Consider the following 15,164-nt stretch of genomic DNA (forward strand, 5'->3'; position numbering starts at 1 on the left):
CCCGGGTGGAGTGTTCCGGCGGCATACCGAGGCCAGGCGACACGATGACCTGGCGATTCGAGAATCGCTCGCGAACGATGCGGGCAGTAGGACGAGGAGTGCACTGATGGGTCTGGATACCGGCCTGGATCGTGACGAGGTGCTGGCGCTGATTCGCACCGCGCTGGCTGAAGATCTGCGCTATGGCCCCGATATCACAACGGCCGCAACGGTTTCCGCCGCCGCGGCGGTCAAGGCATCGGTTGCCTCGCGCCAGCCGGGCACCGTCGCCGGGCTCGACGTCGGACTGCTCGTTCTCGACGAGGTGATCGGCGCGGGCAACTACGAAATCACCGACCGAGTCGCCGACGGCACCCGGGTCGAGCCAGGACAGAGCGTGCTCGGTCTGGTCGCGCCCACCCGCGGCCTGCTCACCGCCGAACGCACCATGCTCAACCTGGTCTGTCACCTCTCCGGCATCGCCACCGCCACCGCGGCCTGGGTCGACGCGGTGGCCGGCACCGACTGCCGCATCCGTGACAGCCGCAAAACCCTGCCGGGCCTGCGCGCCCTGCAGAAGTACGCGGTCCGCGTCGGCGGCGGCGTCAACCACCGCATGGGCCTCGGCGACGCCGCCCTGATCAAGGACAACCATGTGGTCGCCGCCGGTTCGGTCGTCGCCGCCCTGCGTGCCGTTCGCGACCTGGCCCCCGACATCGCCTGCGAGGTCGAAGTCGACAGCCTCGAACAATTGGACGCCGTCTTGGCCGAAAACGTCGAACTGGTCCTGCTCGACAACTTCCCGCTCTGGCAAACCCAAGCCGCCGTCCAACGCCGCAACAACACGGCCCCCGACACCAAACTCGAATCCTCCGGCGGCCTCACCCTCGACAAAGCCGCCGACTACGCCCGAACCGGCGTCGACTATTTGGCCGTCGGCGCCCTGACCCACTCGGTACGAGTCCTAGACCTCGGCCTCGACATGTAGGAACCACACCGTCAGCACGTCGGCGGTCACCAGCACGGAGGCCGCAACCGCCGTTCGGCTTCTCCTAGTGGCGCGGTGCAGCGGCGAGAGCGTCGGTGACAACAGTGCCGTCTTCCGGCCGGAAGGTGTGCAGCTTCCGGCGGTCGTGGCGGTCGTCGAGGTGCAGCCTGCCGCACTCGGCGCACTGCCAGATCGGCCGCTGCACGCGAAACAACTGGCGAGCCAGGTTATAGGCGTCCTCGCGGCCCACCGTGTGATCGGCCACGGCGTCGATCAGGGCATCCAACTGGTCCCACAGGTCGAACCTGTTCGAATCAGGGATCAGGTGCGCTTTATTCGGCAGACTGTCGCTACCATCGTGAATCGTTGCGCCGCATCGGCAGTGGATCTTCATCTCGGTATCTGCTCCGCGCCGATCAGGTGGTGAGTTCGCGTTCGAGGGGGGTGCGGAAACGGGGGATGGCGCGGACTTCGCCGAACCATTCGGCGGTGCGGGTGGCTTCGGCGGCGATGTGGGTTTCGGCATCCGAGCCGACGTCTTCCAGTATGCGGTAGGCGATTTCGCCGTCTTTGCGTTGGGCCCAGCCGCCGACGATGCGGCCGTTCCACCAGATGGTGGGGCCGACGTTTCCGTTGCGGTCGAACAGGGTCGGGGCGTGCGGGCCCAAGTACCAGTCGCGGGATTGCCAGCCCATCGGGGTGGGGTCGAGGGCGGGGAGCAGGGCGGCCCACGGCTCGGGTGCGACGACGGGTTCCTGGTCATCGGCGAGGAGCAGGCTGGTGCCGCCGTCGAGATCGACCTCGACCACGTCGAGTTGGGCGAGGGCCTTGCGGACTTCGCCGAGGGTCCAGCCGGTCCACCATTTGATATCGGTGATGGGGGCGGGGCCGAAGGTGTAGAGCCATTGCCGGACGAGTTCGGCGCGGGCTTCGTCGGCTGGGATGATCGCAACACCTTGCGGCAGCCAGGATTCCATCGGCGACCAGGTGTATTGGCTGCTGGCCCAGCTGCCGTTGGGGCGGCCACGCACGATACGGCCCTCGACGCCGAGAATGACGAGTACCCACGTGGTGATGCTGGTGGGGCGCGAATACGCCTTGTCAGGAGCGGGATCCACCTGGGTGCGCAACCGGGGCACATCCTTGCTCAGCTGTGCACCGGTCGCCGCGCCTCGGGCCAACAGCGCCTGATGGGTCTCGTCTTCGACGTCCGCGAGCCAGGCGCGCACATCGCCGTCGACCACACCCGCCTTCTCGATGAACTTGCTGTAGGTGCGACGCTGCTTGTCCGCCAACGCGTTCGCGCACGAGGCCTGCAGCACGGGAAGCAATTCGACCGGCGCGACGAACATGGTGCGCCGCATCGCCAGCAGGCGCAACAGCGCGCGATCGTCATAGAGCGCCTTCTCGACGTGCGTCGGATCGACGGTATGACTGCGCGCGCCGACCGAAAGGAACACCGTCGCCGGATCGGTCGCATGCAGCACTACGAGCGACCGGACGATCTCGGCCACATCATCGGTGCGACCAGCAGCCGCGAGCCGATGCCGCACCCCCAGCCGTGCTCGCCGCTCCGCCACATCAATCGAACGCATAGGCGAATACTAGCGGCCACCCGCATCCGTTCGGCCGGATCGATGGTGCCGTCGGCCGAGGTGACGAGCGCGCAGATGCGCGTGCCCCCGAAACGCCTAGGGCCGCCAGGCGCGAACCAGGTCGAGCAGACCAGGAAAGCGTGCGTCGAGATCCTCGATCCGCACCCGGCTGCGCCGCTCCAGCCCGTACTGCCGCTGGCGTGTCACACCGGCCTCGCGCAGCACCCGAAAGTGGTGGGTCAGCGTCGATTTCGGCCGATCGATACCGAACCAGCCGCAGGAGCGATCGGTATCCGGGGATTCGAGCAGTAATTTTCGCACCATGCTCAGCCGCAGCGGATCGCTGAGCACCCCGAGCACCTGCTCCAGCCGCAGGTCGGCACGCGCGGGCTCGGGCAGCGTCGTCGCGGCGGTCTCGGTCGCGGGCATCGGGTCTCCTGAAGGATCGCGAATTCCTAGTACGACTTCTATCGTACTAGATGCTAAGTTCGACTCTTGTCGTACAAGTACGAGAAATTTCGAACTATCGGAGGTCGGTATGACAACACGCACGGCATCGCCGGAAACCACACAGCACAACGGTTCGGTCTGGCTGGCGGCCTGGCCCGTGCTCGCGGTCTTCGTGCTCTCGAACGCGCCAACTCCGCTGTATGTCGTCTGGCAGCACCAGTTCGGCTTCTCCTCGGGCACGCTGACGGCCGTATTCGCCTGCTACATCGTCGGTTTGCTCGGTGCGCTGCTGGTGGCGGGCGTGGTTTCGGATCGCATCGGCCGCAAGCCGGTGCTGCTGCCCGCGGTGGTCCTCGTCATGCTCGCGTGCGTCCTGTTCGCCACCGCGAATTCGGTTGCGGTGCTGGCGATCGCGCGCCTGCTCACCGGCATCGCGGTCGGCGCGGCCGTTTCGGCGGGTATGGCGGCGGTCACCGATGTCGGCGGTCCGCAACGCAAACGTCTCGCCGCACTGGCGGCGTCATCGGCGATGGTGCTCGGCGCGGGCTTCGGTCCGCTGCTGGCGGGTGTGCTGTCGCAGACCGTGCCAGGGCCGACCGTCACCATCTTCGTCGTCGAGATCGTTCTGCTCGCTTCGGCTTTCGTGGTGGTGGCGCGGCTCGACCTGCCCAAAGGCGCGGGTGCGCGCGGCCCGTGGATCCGCATCCCCGCCGTCGCGCCCGGCGGACGCACCGCGGTCTTGTTCGGCATCGCGGTTTTCGCGCCGGGCATCACCGCGACGTCGTTCGTGCTCTCGCTCGGGCCATCGCTGCTGTCGAACCTGTTGGGTGCCACCAACCGGGTGATCGCGGGCGGACTGGCCTTCATGATGTTCCTCGGCGCGACCGGCATCCAGTTCGCGGTGCGGCGGCTGCGGCTGCGTGCCATCCTGCTCGGCGGCGCGGCGGCCACCCTGCTCAGCATGATCACCCTGGTCTCGGCGCTGCTGCTGTCGTCGATCGCGCTGTTCGCCGCCGCCGCGGTGCTCGCCGGAATCGGCCAGGGCATGGGCCAGTTCGGCGGTCTCACCGCCATCAGCGCGAGCGTGCCCGCCGATCGGCTCGCCGAGGCCAACGCGGCTCAGAATGTCGGCGGCTACCTGCCCGCCGCGGTACTCCCGCTCTCGACGGGATTCCTCAGTGACGCAATCGGTTTGACTGCGGGCGCGGCGACATTCGCCGGCGTGGTCGGCACAGCCGCGGTGGCGGGCGCGGTCTTCGTCGCGACGCGCGCCGCCGCCACGACCGGACAGCGATAGCAACATGTCATGATTCCAAGATGAGGCGCGGATACCTACTGTTGACGGTCTGCTGTGCGCTGCTGACTGCGGTGTCGACGACAAGTCTTGCCGCACCGGCCGTTTCGGCCGAACCAGAGTGCGCGGTCCAGGTGGACGTGCGGCCGGTGACCTTGACGGTGGACGGTGAGGACGCCACCGGCCGGGTGTACGAGCCATATCATTGCGCGGCAGGCGATCTGCCGCCGCACGATCTGGTGGCCGCTGTACATGGCCACGACGGCACCTCCGCCGACTACGCCGGATATCTGACCTCGATCGCCCGCCGCACCGGGACCCCGATCCTGTCCATGGACGCCCGCAGCGCGACCAGCGTCTGGCGGCCGGGCGACTGGAACCTGTGGGCGGGCTGGCGCGATATCGTCACCGCCACCGAGTGGTACAAGAACGAGCATCCCGGGATCGGCCGCACCGTGCTGTGGGGGTGGAGCCAGGGCGGCACCATGAGCGGACTCGCGGCGGCACATGGTCCGCAGGGGCTCTTCGACTATTGGGTCGACAATTACGGTCCCGCGGACGATTTCACCATGTGGCTCGGCTCCGCCGTTGTCGATCCCGCCCTGCCCGGCCAGATCGAACGCGACGCCGGCGGTTGCGCACCGACGGTCTGCCCGCAGGCCTACGCCGAACGCTCACCCGTGCTGTTGGCCGCCCGGATGGGTATGAAACGCGCCTTCCTCGTGCACGGCACCGGCGACGACGTGGTGCCGTACCCCGCGAGCTTGGAGATGCGTGCCGGACTGTTGGCCGCGGGCAAACCCACCTCGGTGTACACCATCGTCACCGGACGCGACCTGAACGGCACCGTGGTCCCGGGTGATCACAGCGTCGGGCCCGCGTTCTTCGAGGGCGGTTGCGTCGTCGAGCGACTGCTCATCGGCGCGGAGCCCGTCGACGGGCCTGACCGCGACTATCTGGTCGATGTCGCACACGGCATCGTCACCGCTCCCGCGCCGCCGGCCGATGCCAAATGCGCGGCATGAAACCACCCAGCTTTCGGCAACACGGTGGAACACCTTCCGGTCAGGTGTGGTTCATTCGAACAGGACTACAACGAGGAGAGGCGCGATGACCGAGCCGAACGACCCCGCCTACCACTGGAATGGCGAGGAACTGGATCTCGACGCCTACTTCGCCCGCATCGGCTACGACGGCGAGCGCACTCCGACCCTCGCTACGCTGCGGGCGCTCGTTTACGCGCACACGACCACGATGCCGTTCGAGAATCTGGAGTCCATCCTCGGCCGCCCCGTCCCACTCGATCTGGAAACGTTGCAGGACAAGATGGTTCGGCAACGTCGCGGCGGTTACTGCTACGAGAACGTCGGTCTGTTCGCCGCCGCCCTGGAGCGGCTCGGTTTCGGCGTCACCGGTCTCAGTGGTCGGGTCACGATGGGCGCGCCCGGCGGCCTGCGCCCCGCCACGCACGCCCTGTTGCGCGTCACCACCAGCGACGACGATCGAGTGTGGCTGGTGGACGTCGGCTTCGGTTCCGGACCGCTCGCGCCCTACGAACTGGTCGAAGGCGGCGAATTCGCGCTCGGCGACTGGCGCTTCCGGCTCCAGCACACCACCGGCGAACTCGACAGCGACCTGTGGGTGCTGCACCAGTTCGGCCGCGACGGCTGGATCGACCGCTACACCTTCTCGCTGAACCCGCAGTACCGCATCGATTTCGCCGTCGGCAACCACTTCGTCTCCACGTCCGCGCGTTCACCGTTCACCACGCGACCGTTCGTGCAGCGTTTCCTCCCGGACGTACATCACGTCCTGGACGGCTTGACCCTGATCACCGAATACCCCGACGGATCCAGCGAAACCCGCGAACTCGAAGCCGCCGAACTACCCAAGATCCTCGCCGAGATCTTCGACATCGATCTCACCGAACCCGACGCGACCGCCCTCGCGAAGGCCCCCTGGCTCAACTGATCCGATAAGAGGTGCGACAGATGTCGTGGCGTCCGTGCGTGCCACCCAGGCTCGTCGCCGTCGGCGGTTAGAGTCGGCCGGGTGCGCGCATACCGGAATCTCCTCGTCCTGTTCGCAGCCCCCGCCCTGGTACTCGCCGGCTGCAGCTCCGGACCGGACCAGCCCGACAGCGTCGCCGGGCAGTTCGCGGACGCGCTCAGCCGTGACGACGTCGCCGCGGCCGCCGCACTCACCGACGATCCGGCCAAGGCATCGGATGCGTTGGGCAACCTCTACGACGGGCTCGGCAAGGACGTGAAGTTCGACGTCCGAGGTGTCGACAAGAACTCCTTCACCCTCGCCGCCACCTGGAAGCTCGACAAGAACGAGTGGAGCTACACCACCACTGGCACCGCCGGCGATGACGGCGACGGCTGGAAGATCAAGTGGGATCCCAACGCCATCGCGCCCGGTCTCGCCCTCGGCCCGCTGAGTTACGGCACCTCCTATCCGAAGCCCGCCCGGATCCTCGAATCATCGGGTGGTGAGTTGATGACCCAGCAGGTGGTGACTCTGGTGAACGTCGCTCCCGGGGCCGATACCGCGGCGCTCGCCGCCGTGCTCGCCCCTGCCGCCGTCGGCATCACCGCGCCGTCGCTGCAATCAGATCTGACGTCGGCACAGGGCAAGTCGATCACCGCGATCGCCCTGCGCGACGCCGACATCGCACCGATCCAGACGGCACTGGCGGCGATTCCCGGCGTCACCCTCGCCCCGCAGACCCGCCTGCTCGCCACCGACAAATCGCTCGCCTCCCCGGTGCTGTCCGGCCTGGCCGACCTGTGGCAGAGCTCCGCCGACGCGGCCGCGGGCTGGGCGGTGCGGGCGCAGACCGCCGAGGGCACCGAACGCGTCGCCGGCCAGGACCCGAAACCCACCCCGGACATCGTGACCACCCTCGACACCGATCTGCTGCGCGCCGCCGAGGACGCGCTGACGCCGATTACCCAGCCCGCCGCGATCGTCGCACTGCAACCCTCCACCGGAAAGGTGCTCGCCGTCGCCCAGAACGCGACCGCCGACGCACAGGGACCGATCGCACTCACCGGCCTGTACCCACCCGGTTCGACCTTCAAGACCGTCACCGTCTCCGCCGCACTGCAAGCCGGCGCGGTCACGCCGGACACCGTGCTGCCGTGCCCGGCCACCGCGAATATCGAGGGCCGCCGCATCCCCAACGACAACAACTTCGACCTCGGCAACATCGCGCTGCACACGGCGTTCGCCCAGTCCTGCAACACCACGATGGGCCAGCTCGCGGTGAATCTCCCACCGAACGGCCTCACCGATGCCGCGGCACAACTGGGCCTCGGCATCGACTTCGTCACACCCGGCCTGACCACCGTCACCGGCAAGGTGCCGACCGCCGACACCCCGGCGTTGCGCGTGGAGTCGGGCATCGGCCAGGGCAAGGTGACGGCATCACCGTTCGGTATGGCGCTGGTCGCCGCGTCCATCGCCCACGGATCCATGCCGCTGCCGATGGTCGTCAACGGCCAACCCGGCGTCGCCGACCACACACCCGCACCGCTGCCGCCGACCATCGACGAGCAGCTGAAGACGATGATGCGCGAGACCATCACCGGCGGCACCGCGACCGCGTTGCGGGATATCCCCGGCCTGATCGGCAAGACGGGTACCGCGGAGTACATCGATGACACACACGCGCACGGCTGGTTCGTCGGAATCGACGGTGACCTGGCCTTTGCTGTGTTCGTGAGCGATGCGAACAGCTCGGGTCCGGCCGTGGAGGCCGCAGGCCGTATGCTTCGTGCGACATTGAAGTAGCACCACGTCAGCCCTCGGCGCGTTGTGGGCGGCGAATATACCCCCGCAGCCGCGTGCCGAGGATTGCGCCCCGCTACACTCGTTGACGGCACGCGTTGATGGTCAATACGCGTGATGTCACGATTTCAAGAAGGTTCGGAGTAGGCGCCATCGATACCGGTCAATTGATCGCGGAGCACTACCGCCTGGTCGAGCGGATTGGTAGCGGCGGCACGGGTGTAGTTTGGCGTGCCATCGACGAACGCCTGCAGCGCTCGGTCGCGGTCAAGCAGATCCACATCAAGCCGAGCCTGCCCGAGGCCGAACGCGATGTGGTGCGACAGCGCGCGATCCGCGAGGCCCGCAACGCCGCGCGCTTCCAGCATCCAAATGCCATCGTGGTCTTCGATATCACCGAACACGACGGTGATCCATGTCTGGTGATGGAGTACCTGAAGTCCAAGAGCCTGGCCGGGGTGATCTCGGCGCAGGGCATGCTGCCGCTGAGCCAGGTCGCGCGGATCGGTGAACAGGTCGCCTCGGCGCTGATCGCCGCGCACCACGCCGGGATCGTGCACCGCGACGTCAAGCCCGGCAATATCCTGCTCGACGACATCGGCACCGTGAAGATCACCGACTTCGGCATCTCGCGCGCCACCGGTGACGTCACCCTCACCGAGACCGGCCTGATCTGCGGCACCGCCGCCTATCTCGCGCCGGAGGTCGCCCGCGGTTCCGACCCGACACCCGCCGCCGACGTATTCGCCCTGGGGGCAACCCTTTTCCATGCGCTGGAGGGCGAACCGCCGTACGGCGCCAGTGCCAACCCGCTCGCGGTGCTGTACGCCGCGGCCAACGGTCAGGTGAGCGAACCTCGCCACGCGGGCCCGGCAACCGACTTCCTGCTGGATCTGCTCAGTCCGGAACCCACCGACCGGCCGACCATGCGCGCGGCCCGCGAACACCTGTCCGCGCTGGCCGACTCCGGTTCCGCGCCGGTGCACGCCGGATTCGTCCCCGCCAGTGAGGCTTTCGGGCGACGCGGCGAGTCCGCCACCCGAGCGTTGCGGCCGCCCGCGAATCCGATGCCGGAGTATCAGCCGACCGAGCGGCAACCGCGTCCAGCGCCGCCGCCGAGAAACTCGGCGCGCCCCAACAACTCCGACGCGCATCCGAGAACGGCGGCGCATCCGAGGACCACGCAGCAGCCGCGACCCGTGCGGCGTAAGTCCGGTGGCAAGCGCAAGGCCGTCCTGATCGGTGCGACGATCGGTGCCGTGGTCGCCGTCGCGGCCATCCTGATCGGGGCGCTGAATCAGTCGGGCACCAATACGCCGTCGGTGCAAGCGAGTCCGCCGTCGTCGTCCGCGTCGTCCAGGACCAGCGTTGCGGCCACTCCTGGTGTGCTCGGCCAGACACCCAGCACCGGAACGGTCGATATCGGACCGGCGGCCCAGTTGGTCGTGGACTTCTACAGCAATACCGCCGGGTCGTGGTCGATGCTGACGCCAGCGGCGCAGAAGGTGTACGGAAGCGAGTCGGCCTTCAAGCAGTACTGGGGTTCGCGCACCATCGACACCTTCTCCGATATCGATGCGCCCTCGCGTAAGAACAACGCCGATGGTTCCGTCGATATGCGCCTGGCCAGCCTCACCGTCAACGGACAGACCAAGCAGCTGATGCTGCGAGTCATCAGCTCGAGCGGCGGAAAGCTGTTGATCGACAGCGACACCCGCAGCGGCGACGCCCGCTAGTCACGTCGGCGGGTCCGATCGCGCCGCAGCCGAACAGCTCACCGGTGAACAGAAACACCATCTGCAGCCCCGATTGCCATCAGTGCCAGGCGCCCGCGATCGAACTCGTCTGCGCGCGCTCGGCCGAGCGGAAACCGCACGGTCAGCGACCAGCGTCACCCTCCGGATGAGGTCTTCCCGGACCATGGGTTATCCGAATCCGTTGGGCGGCAACCGGTCGTCTACCGGGAACCGGACCGCACCGAGGTCTGCGCCCAATTCGCCAGCAGCGCAAGGGCGGTGGCGCTCGGCGAATCCGGCTCGGTGGTGTGCATGATCAGCGCCTGATCCGGATCGTCGGGCAGGCGCAGGGTTTCGTAACCCAGGTCGAGCCTGCCGACCACCGGATGGCGATACACATACCGCCCATGCGTCTTGTCCTTGAGCTCGTGGCGTTCCCACAGGTCGCGGAAGTCGGCGGAGTTCGCGTTCAATTCCTCGATGAGCGCGGCGATTCCGGCATCGCCCGGATTGCGCGCCAGGTCCAAGCGCAGGTATGCGACAACGTCGGCGGCCTTGGCTGCCCAATCCTCGTAGAGTTCGCGCATGCCCTCGTCGAGGAACACCAGCCGGGCCAGATTGCGCCCGCGGGGCGGTAGCGCGCCGAAGTCGGTGATGAGCGCGGCGGCCAGCGGATTCCAGGCGAGCACGTTCGTGCCGCGGCCGACGATATAGGCGGGCACGTCGGCGGCCGCTGGCTCGACACCGCGCCCGCCTATGGTCTGGGCCACGCGGAGGAATTGGTCGGCCGGGCACTGGCCGACCTGCCCGAGCCGGACCGCCCGTACCTGTTCACCAAGACCGGCCTGGTCTGGAACGAGGGCGACGACCGCACCGGACCGCCGCACCGGATCGTGCGCCCCGACATCGTGCGCGGCGAACTGGAGGCCTCGCTGCGCCGCCTGCGTGTCGACCACATCGACCTCTACCAGGTGCACTGGCCCGATACCGGCGAGGTCTTCGTGTACGGCGCCGACGGCACGGCCTCCGGTGCGGCCACTCCGCTCGAGGAGTACTGGCAGGTGATGGCAGATCTGAAGAAGGAGGGCAAGGTGCGCGCCATCGGGTTGTCCAACCATGATGTCGCCCAGCTCACCGCCGCCGAGCAGATCGCGCACGTCGACGCCATCCAACCGCCGTTCTCGGCGATCAACCGCTCCTCGGCCCCGGAGATCGCCTGGGCCAAGGACAACGGCACCGGCGTCATCGCCTACTCGCCACTGCAGTCCGGACTGCTGACCGGCGCGTTCACCGCCGACCGCAAGCTCAGCGCCGACGACTGGCGCTCCGGCCACCCGGACTTCACCACCAACCTATCCGCCAACCTGGCCCTGGTCGAGGCACTGCGCCCGATCGCGGCCCGACACGAGGTGAGTGTCGCCGGGGTCGCTCTCTCCTGGGCAACCGCATGGCCCGGCGTGACCGGCGCGATCGTCGGCGCGCGCACCGTCGCGCAGATCGACGGCTGGATCGGTGCGAGCGCACTCGAACTGACCGCCACCGACCTCGCCGATATCACCACCGCCCTCACCGAAACCGGCGCGGGCACCGGCCCGGCAAACACCTGATCGACCGAAAACTCTTGAAGGGAAGCCGAAATGACACTGCACGTGGTCGCGGAATTCCGCGCTGCCAACGGACAGGAGGACCGCCTCCGCACCGCCCTCGAAGCGATGATCGAACCCTCCCTCGCCGAACCCGGCTGCCTCATCTACCAGCCCTACACCGACCCGAACGACCCATCTCGCATGGTCCTGGTCGAGGAGTGGACCGGCCCCGATGCCCTCGACGAACACTTCACCACTGCGCACTTCTTTCACGTCCGCGACGTGCTCGCGCAAATCCTCGCCGAGCCCATGGTGATCAAACGCCTCGTCGCCGCCTGACCGGTTCGCCTGCCCCGATCACCCGGCGCAGGCGACCGAAGAGCACACGGTCTCTGCCCGAACTCTGCCGCCTCGCCTGCCCCAAGCGATCAGTATTCGAGTTCGCTCCAGGGGATTTGAATCGGGAACGGGAAGTCGATCTCGATGCTGTCGGCACTGTCGAGGGTCCATTCACCTGCCAGGAGGTAGTTGGCCGAATGCAGCGGGTGAACTCCGTCCGGCAGCTCGCCAGGTCTTGTCTGCAGGGCGTAGGCGCGCACGATGGCGATTGCACTCGCCTCGCGAGCCAGATGCACTTCCCAGTACCAGGGAATTCCGGCGCTCGCGTAGCGACCTTTCTTCGCTTCGATGTCGGTCTGGGTGTTCGAGGGGGACAAGACTTCGCCGACCAACAGGACATCGCCGCCACGAACATCCTGGTAAGGCGATTCGAGGCAGCGGTGCACGAGGAAGTCAGGTGTCATGAAATCGGACTTGCCGGTGCGTCCGAGGAAAATGTTTGTTTCAAAACCGGCTCGCCAGCAGTGCTGCGGCTGGTCCGACATATCCTTATGTGCGCAACGCTCGAGAGCCGCCCATAGACGTCCCATGAAGACCTGGTGTTCGGAAGGCCCACGCCGAACCCACACCACCCGTCCATCCCACAGCTCGATCTGCTCGGCAATCTCCTCGGGAAGTCGCTCCAGCTCCTCCCAGGTCATGTATTCCGGGAGGTCGGGCCGCTGAACGTGCGGAATGGACATGCCGCCATCGTAGTCAGGCTCGTCGCCGGGGAGCGATGTTTCCGAAACGGGCGTCGGGGCGGACCGCAGCGGATAACCGGTGGCACGCGCCCGATAGGCTGGTACCTGGAGCGGAGCGGAGGATACCGACCGCTCGGCGTCGGGGGACCGGCGTCCAAGGATCAGGACAGACAGGATCGCAGACCTCATGACATCCCGCATCGAGCTCGCCCGCGTTGATCTGCGCGGCCGTACTCCCTCCGCTGCCGAGCTGCGCACCGCGCTGCCGCGCGGGGGAGTCGACGTGGACTCGGTATTGCATCAGGTGCGGCCGGTGGTGGAGGCGATTCGGGATCGCGGCGTCTCGGCGGCGATGGAATTCAGCGAGCAGTTCGACGGCGTGATCCCGGCGAGCGTGCGGGTGCCCGCCGCTCAGCTGGATGCCGCGCTCGAGCAACTCGATCCGGCCGTGCGTACCGCACTCGAGGTCGCGATCGAGCGGACCCGCAAGGTGCACGCCGATCAGCAACGCACCGATACCACCACCGAGGTCGTGCCCGGCGGTACGGTCACCGAGCGGTGGGTGCCGGTCGAGCGGGTAGGCCTCTATGTTCCCGGCGGCAATGCGGTGTATCCGTCGAGCGTCGTAATGAATGTGGTGCCCGCGCAGGCAGCGGGTGTCGACTCGCTGGTGGTGGCCTCGCCCCCGCAGGAGCAGTTCGGCGGACTGCCGCACCCGACCATCCTGGCGGCCGCACAGCTGCTCGGGGTCGAGGAAGTGTGGGCGGTCGGCGGCGCGCAGGCCATCGCGCTACTCACCTACGGCGGCCTCGATACCGATGGTGATCAGCTCGAGCCGGTCGACCTGATCACGGGTCCGGGCAATATCTATGTGACCGCCGCCAAGCGTCTCTGCCGCGGCCTGGTCGGCATCGACGCCGAGGCGGGCCCCACCGAGATCGCGATCCTGGCCGATGCCACCGCCGATCCGGTGCACGTCGCCGCCGATCTGATCAGCCAGGCCGAACACGATGTGCTCGCGGCGAGCGTGCTGGTCACCGATAGCGCCGAACTGGCCGACGCGGTCGATGCGGCGCTGAGCACACAGCTGACCGTGGTCAAGCACGCGCACCGAGTGCGAGAGGCGCTGTTCGGCAAGCAGTCCGGCACCGTACTCGTCGACGATATCGAGCAGGGCCTGCGAGTCGTGAATGCCTATGCGGCCGAACACCTGGAGATCCAGACCACCGACGCCCCCGCCGTAGCGGCCCGGGTACGCAGTGCCGGAGCGATTTTCGTCGGCGCGTACGCCCCGGTCAGCCTGGGTGATTACTGCGCGGGCTCCAATCACGTACTGCCGACCGCCGGTTGCGCCCGGCACTCCTCGGGACTGAGCGTGCAGACCTTCCTGCGCGGCATCCACGTCGTCGAATACACCGAGGCCGCGCTGAAAGACGTCGCCGGCCACGTGGTCGCCCTGGCCAATGCCGAGGATCTGCCCGCCCACGGCCAGGCCGTGCAGGCGCGATTCGAGGCCCTGGCATGACCCCCGAGATCACCGTGCCCGGTTCCGGCGTCAGCTTGGACGACCTACCATTGCGCGATAACCTGCGCGGCAAAAAGCCTTACGGCGCACCACAATTGAGCGTCCCGGTGCAACTCAACACCAACGAGAACCCGCACCCGCCGAGCAAGGCCCTCGTCGACGATGTCGCGGAGTCCATTCGCGAGGCCGCCGCCGACCTGCACCGCTACCCGGATCGCGATGCCGTCGCGCTGCGCACCGACCTGGCCGAATACCTGACCCGCCAGACCGGTGTCGCGGTGAGTACCGCGAATGTGTGGGCGGCCAATGGCTCCAACGAGATCTTGCAGCAGCTGCTGCAGGCCTTCGGCGGACCAGGCCGCAGTGCACTGGGTTTCGTGCCGTCGTACTCGATGCACCCGATCATCTCCGAGGGCATCGATACCGAGTGGGTCGAGGCCAAGCGCAATGCCGATTTCTCCCTCGATATCGACTACGCGCTGACCGCCATCGGCGAGCGCCGCCCCGATGTGGTCTTCGTGACCAGCCCCAACAACCCGACCGGGCACAGCATTCCGCAGGCCGATCTGGCCCGGATCCTGGCGGCGGCGCCCGGCATCGTGGTCGTCGACGAGGCCTACGGCGAATTCTCCGCCGAGCCGAGCGCGATCGCCCTGATCGATCGGTACCCGACGAAACTCGTCGTCACCCGGACCATGAGCAAGGCCTTCGCTTTCGCCGGCGGCCGCCTCGGCTACCTGGTCGCCGCCCCCGCGGTGATCGACGCGATGCTGCTCGTGCGGCTGCCGTACCACCTGTCGGTGGTCACCCAGGCCGCCGCGCGTGCGGCTCTGCGGCATGCCGACGAAACCCTCGCCAGCGTTGCCGAATTGGCCGCGCAGCGCGACCGGGTCGCGGAAGCGTTGCGCGGCTCGGGCTTCGATGTCATCCCCAGCGACGCGAATTTCCTGCTCTTCGGCCGCTTCACCGACGCCCCCCGCGCCTGGCAGCACTATCTGGACGGCGGCGTGCTGATCCGCGACGTCGGCATCCCCGGATATCTGCGCGCCACCATCGGTCTCGCCGCCGAGAACGATGAATTCCTGCGCGTCAGCGCCACGTTGGCCGACACCGACCGCACCGTCCGATGAATCC

At 67.7% G+C, this 15,164-nt stretch carries 15 protein-coding genes; 10 read left to right on the forward strand and 5 right to left on the reverse strand.

Annotated elements, in window-relative coordinates:
* Nucleotides 1-106 precede the first annotated feature (106 nt).
* Nucleotides 107-967 (forward strand): carboxylating nicotinate-nucleotide diphosphorylase, encoded by an 861-nt coding sequence (gene nadC / locus OG874_RS04455; protein ID WP_330253856.1) that lies wholly within the window; start codon nucleotides 107-109, stop codon nucleotides 965-967.
* 64 nt (nucleotides 968-1,031) lie between these two features.
* Here nadC and OG874_RS04460 read toward each other — a convergent pair whose 3' ends face one another.
* From OG874_RS04460 to OG874_RS04470, 3 genes are all read right to left on the reverse strand, one after another.
* Nucleotides 1,032-1,361 carry a hypothetical protein gene (locus OG874_RS04460; RefSeq protein ID WP_330253857.1) on the reverse strand — a complete coding sequence of 110 codons (330 nt, stop codon included), beginning with the start codon at nucleotides 1,359-1,361 and terminating at the stop codon, nucleotides 1,032-1,034.
* 22 nt (nucleotides 1,362-1,383) lie between these two features.
* The gene (locus OG874_RS04465) at nucleotides 1,384-2,562 is read right to left on the reverse strand and encodes a winged helix DNA-binding domain-containing protein (protein ID WP_330253858.1); all 1,179 of its coding nucleotides are present in this window, start codon (nucleotides 2,560-2,562) and stop codon (nucleotides 1,384-1,386) included.
* Between the two features lie 96 nt (nucleotides 2,563-2,658).
* Nucleotides 2,659-2,991, reverse strand: coding sequence for an ArsR/SmtB family transcription factor (locus tag OG874_RS04470; RefSeq protein ID WP_330253859.1), 333 nt, complete (start codon nucleotides 2,989-2,991; stop codon nucleotides 2,659-2,661).
* A 109-nt stretch (nucleotides 2,992-3,100) separates the two neighbouring features.
* Here OG874_RS04470 and OG874_RS04475 point away from each other — a divergent pair, with 109 nt between their 5' ends.
* The 5 genes from OG874_RS04475 to OG874_RS04495 all read left to right on the forward strand — a co-directional run bounded on the left by OG874_RS04475 (nucleotide 3,101) and on the right by OG874_RS04495 (nucleotide 9,837).
* Nucleotides 3,101-4,309 carry an MFS transporter gene (locus OG874_RS04475; RefSeq protein ID WP_330253860.1) on the forward strand — a complete coding sequence of 403 codons (1,209 nt, stop codon included), beginning with the start codon at nucleotides 3,101-3,103 and terminating at the stop codon, nucleotides 4,307-4,309.
* 20 nt (nucleotides 4,310-4,329) lie between these two features.
* Complete coding sequence (locus tag OG874_RS04480) at nucleotides 4,330-5,331, forward strand: alpha/beta hydrolase family protein (RefSeq protein ID WP_330253861.1); 1,002 nt, start codon at nucleotides 4,330-4,332, stop codon at nucleotides 5,329-5,331.
* Between the two features lie 85 nt (nucleotides 5,332-5,416).
* Nucleotides 5,417-6,277 (forward strand): arylamine N-acetyltransferase family protein, encoded by an 861-nt coding sequence (locus OG874_RS04485; protein WP_330253862.1) that lies wholly within the window; start codon nucleotides 5,417-5,419, stop codon nucleotides 6,275-6,277.
* An 81-nt stretch (nucleotides 6,278-6,358) separates the two neighbouring features.
* A complete protein-coding gene (locus OG874_RS04490) occupies nucleotides 6,359-8,104 on the forward strand; it encodes a penicillin-binding transpeptidase domain-containing protein (RefSeq protein ID WP_330253863.1) in 1,746 nt (581 codons plus the stop codon).
* Nucleotides 8,105-8,202: 98 nt separating this feature from the next.
* Nucleotides 8,203-9,837 (forward strand): serine/threonine-protein kinase, encoded by a 1,635-nt coding sequence (locus OG874_RS04495; RefSeq protein WP_330253864.1) that lies wholly within the window; start codon nucleotides 8,203-8,205, stop codon nucleotides 9,835-9,837.
* A gap of 221 nt (nucleotides 9,838-10,058) precedes the next feature.
* On the opposite strand, the gene OG874_RS04500 is transcribed toward OG874_RS04495, so the two are convergent.
* On the reverse strand, nucleotides 10,059-10,607 hold the full coding sequence (locus tag OG874_RS04500) for an MmyB family transcriptional regulator (RefSeq protein WP_330253865.1): 549 nt from the start codon (nucleotides 10,605-10,607) through the stop codon (nucleotides 10,059-10,061).
* Here OG874_RS04500 and OG874_RS04505 point away from each other — a divergent pair.
* Together OG874_RS04505 and OG874_RS04510 are read left to right on the forward strand one after the other, a co-directional pair.
* On the forward strand, nucleotides 10,548-11,444 hold the full coding sequence (locus tag OG874_RS04505) for an aldo/keto reductase (protein WP_330257173.1): 897 nt from the start codon (nucleotides 10,548-10,550) through the stop codon (nucleotides 11,442-11,444). The two genes, OG874_RS04500 and OG874_RS04505, sit on opposite strands and share 60 nt — an antisense overlap.
* A gap of 30 nt (nucleotides 11,445-11,474) precedes the next feature.
* Nucleotides 11,475-11,762 (forward strand): putative quinol monooxygenase, encoded by a 288-nt coding sequence (locus OG874_RS04510; protein WP_330253866.1) that lies wholly within the window; start codon nucleotides 11,475-11,477, stop codon nucleotides 11,760-11,762.
* Nucleotides 11,763-11,851: 89 nt separating this feature from the next.
* On the opposite strand, the gene OG874_RS04515 is transcribed toward OG874_RS04510, so the two are convergent.
* Nucleotides 11,852-12,505, reverse strand: a complete 654-nt coding sequence (locus OG874_RS04515; RefSeq protein WP_330253867.1) for a Uma2 family endonuclease — start codon at nucleotides 12,503-12,505, stop codon at nucleotides 11,852-11,854.
* A gap of 187 nt (nucleotides 12,506-12,692) precedes the next feature.
* Between OG874_RS04515 and hisD the strand changes: the two genes are divergently transcribed.
* Together hisD and OG874_RS04525 are read left to right on the forward strand one after the other, a co-directional pair.
* Nucleotides 12,693-14,030 carry a histidinol dehydrogenase gene (gene hisD, locus OG874_RS04520; RefSeq protein WP_330253868.1) on the forward strand — a complete coding sequence of 446 codons (1,338 nt, stop codon included), beginning with the start codon at nucleotides 12,693-12,695 and terminating at the stop codon, nucleotides 14,028-14,030.
* Nucleotides 14,027-15,160 carry a histidinol-phosphate transaminase gene (locus tag OG874_RS04525; protein WP_330253869.1) on the forward strand — a complete coding sequence of 378 codons (1,134 nt, stop codon included), beginning with the start codon at nucleotides 14,027-14,029 and terminating at the stop codon, nucleotides 15,158-15,160. Before hisD ends, OG874_RS04525 begins: the two co-directional genes overlap by 4 nt.
* Nucleotides 15,161-15,164: the final 4 nt, after the last annotated feature.

Origin of the sequence: Nocardia sp. NBC_00565 (assembly GCF_036345915.1) — a bacterium.
In the GTDB taxonomy this organism is placed as follows: Bacteria; Actinomycetota; Actinomycetes; order Mycobacteriales; family Mycobacteriaceae; genus Nocardia.

Bases quoted from the DNA above. Each gene is read 5' to 3' on its own strand.
- nadC (WP_330253856.1), top strand. From the start codon at position 107: ATGGGTCTGGATACCGGCCTGGATCGTGACGAGGTGCTGGCGCTGATT.
- OG874_RS04460 (WP_330253857.1), bottom strand. From the start codon at position 1,361: ATGAAGATCCACTGCCGATGCGGCGCAACGATTCACGATGGTAGCGAC.
- OG874_RS04465 (WP_330253858.1), bottom strand. From the start codon at position 2,562: ATGCGTTCGATTGATGTGGCGGAGCGGCGAGCACGGCTGGGGGTGCGG.
- OG874_RS04470 (WP_330253859.1), bottom strand. From the start codon at position 2,991: ATGCCCGCGACCGAGACCGCCGCGACGACGCTGCCCGAGCCCGCGCGT.
- OG874_RS04475 (WP_330253860.1), top strand. From the start codon at position 3,101: ATGACAACACGCACGGCATCGCCGGAAACCACACAGCACAACGGTTCG.
- OG874_RS04480 (WP_330253861.1), top strand. From the start codon at position 4,330: ATGAGGCGCGGATACCTACTGTTGACGGTCTGCTGTGCGCTGCTGACT.
- OG874_RS04485 (WP_330253862.1), top strand. From the start codon at position 5,417: ATGACCGAGCCGAACGACCCCGCCTACCACTGGAATGGCGAGGAACTG.
- OG874_RS04495 (WP_330253864.1), top strand. From the start codon at position 8,203: ATGGTCAATACGCGTGATGTCACGATTTCAAGAAGGTTCGGAGTAGGC.
- OG874_RS04510 (WP_330253866.1), top strand. From the start codon at position 11,475: ATGACACTGCACGTGGTCGCGGAATTCCGCGCTGCCAACGGACAGGAG.
- OG874_RS04515 (WP_330253867.1), bottom strand. From the start codon at position 12,505: ATGTCCATTCCGCACGTTCAGCGGCCCGACCTCCCGGAATACATGACC.
- hisD (WP_330253868.1), top strand. From the start codon at position 12,693: ATGACATCCCGCATCGAGCTCGCCCGCGTTGATCTGCGCGGCCGTACT.
- OG874_RS04525 (WP_330253869.1), top strand. From the start codon at position 14,027: ATGACCCCCGAGATCACCGTGCCCGGTTCCGGCGTCAGCTTGGACGAC.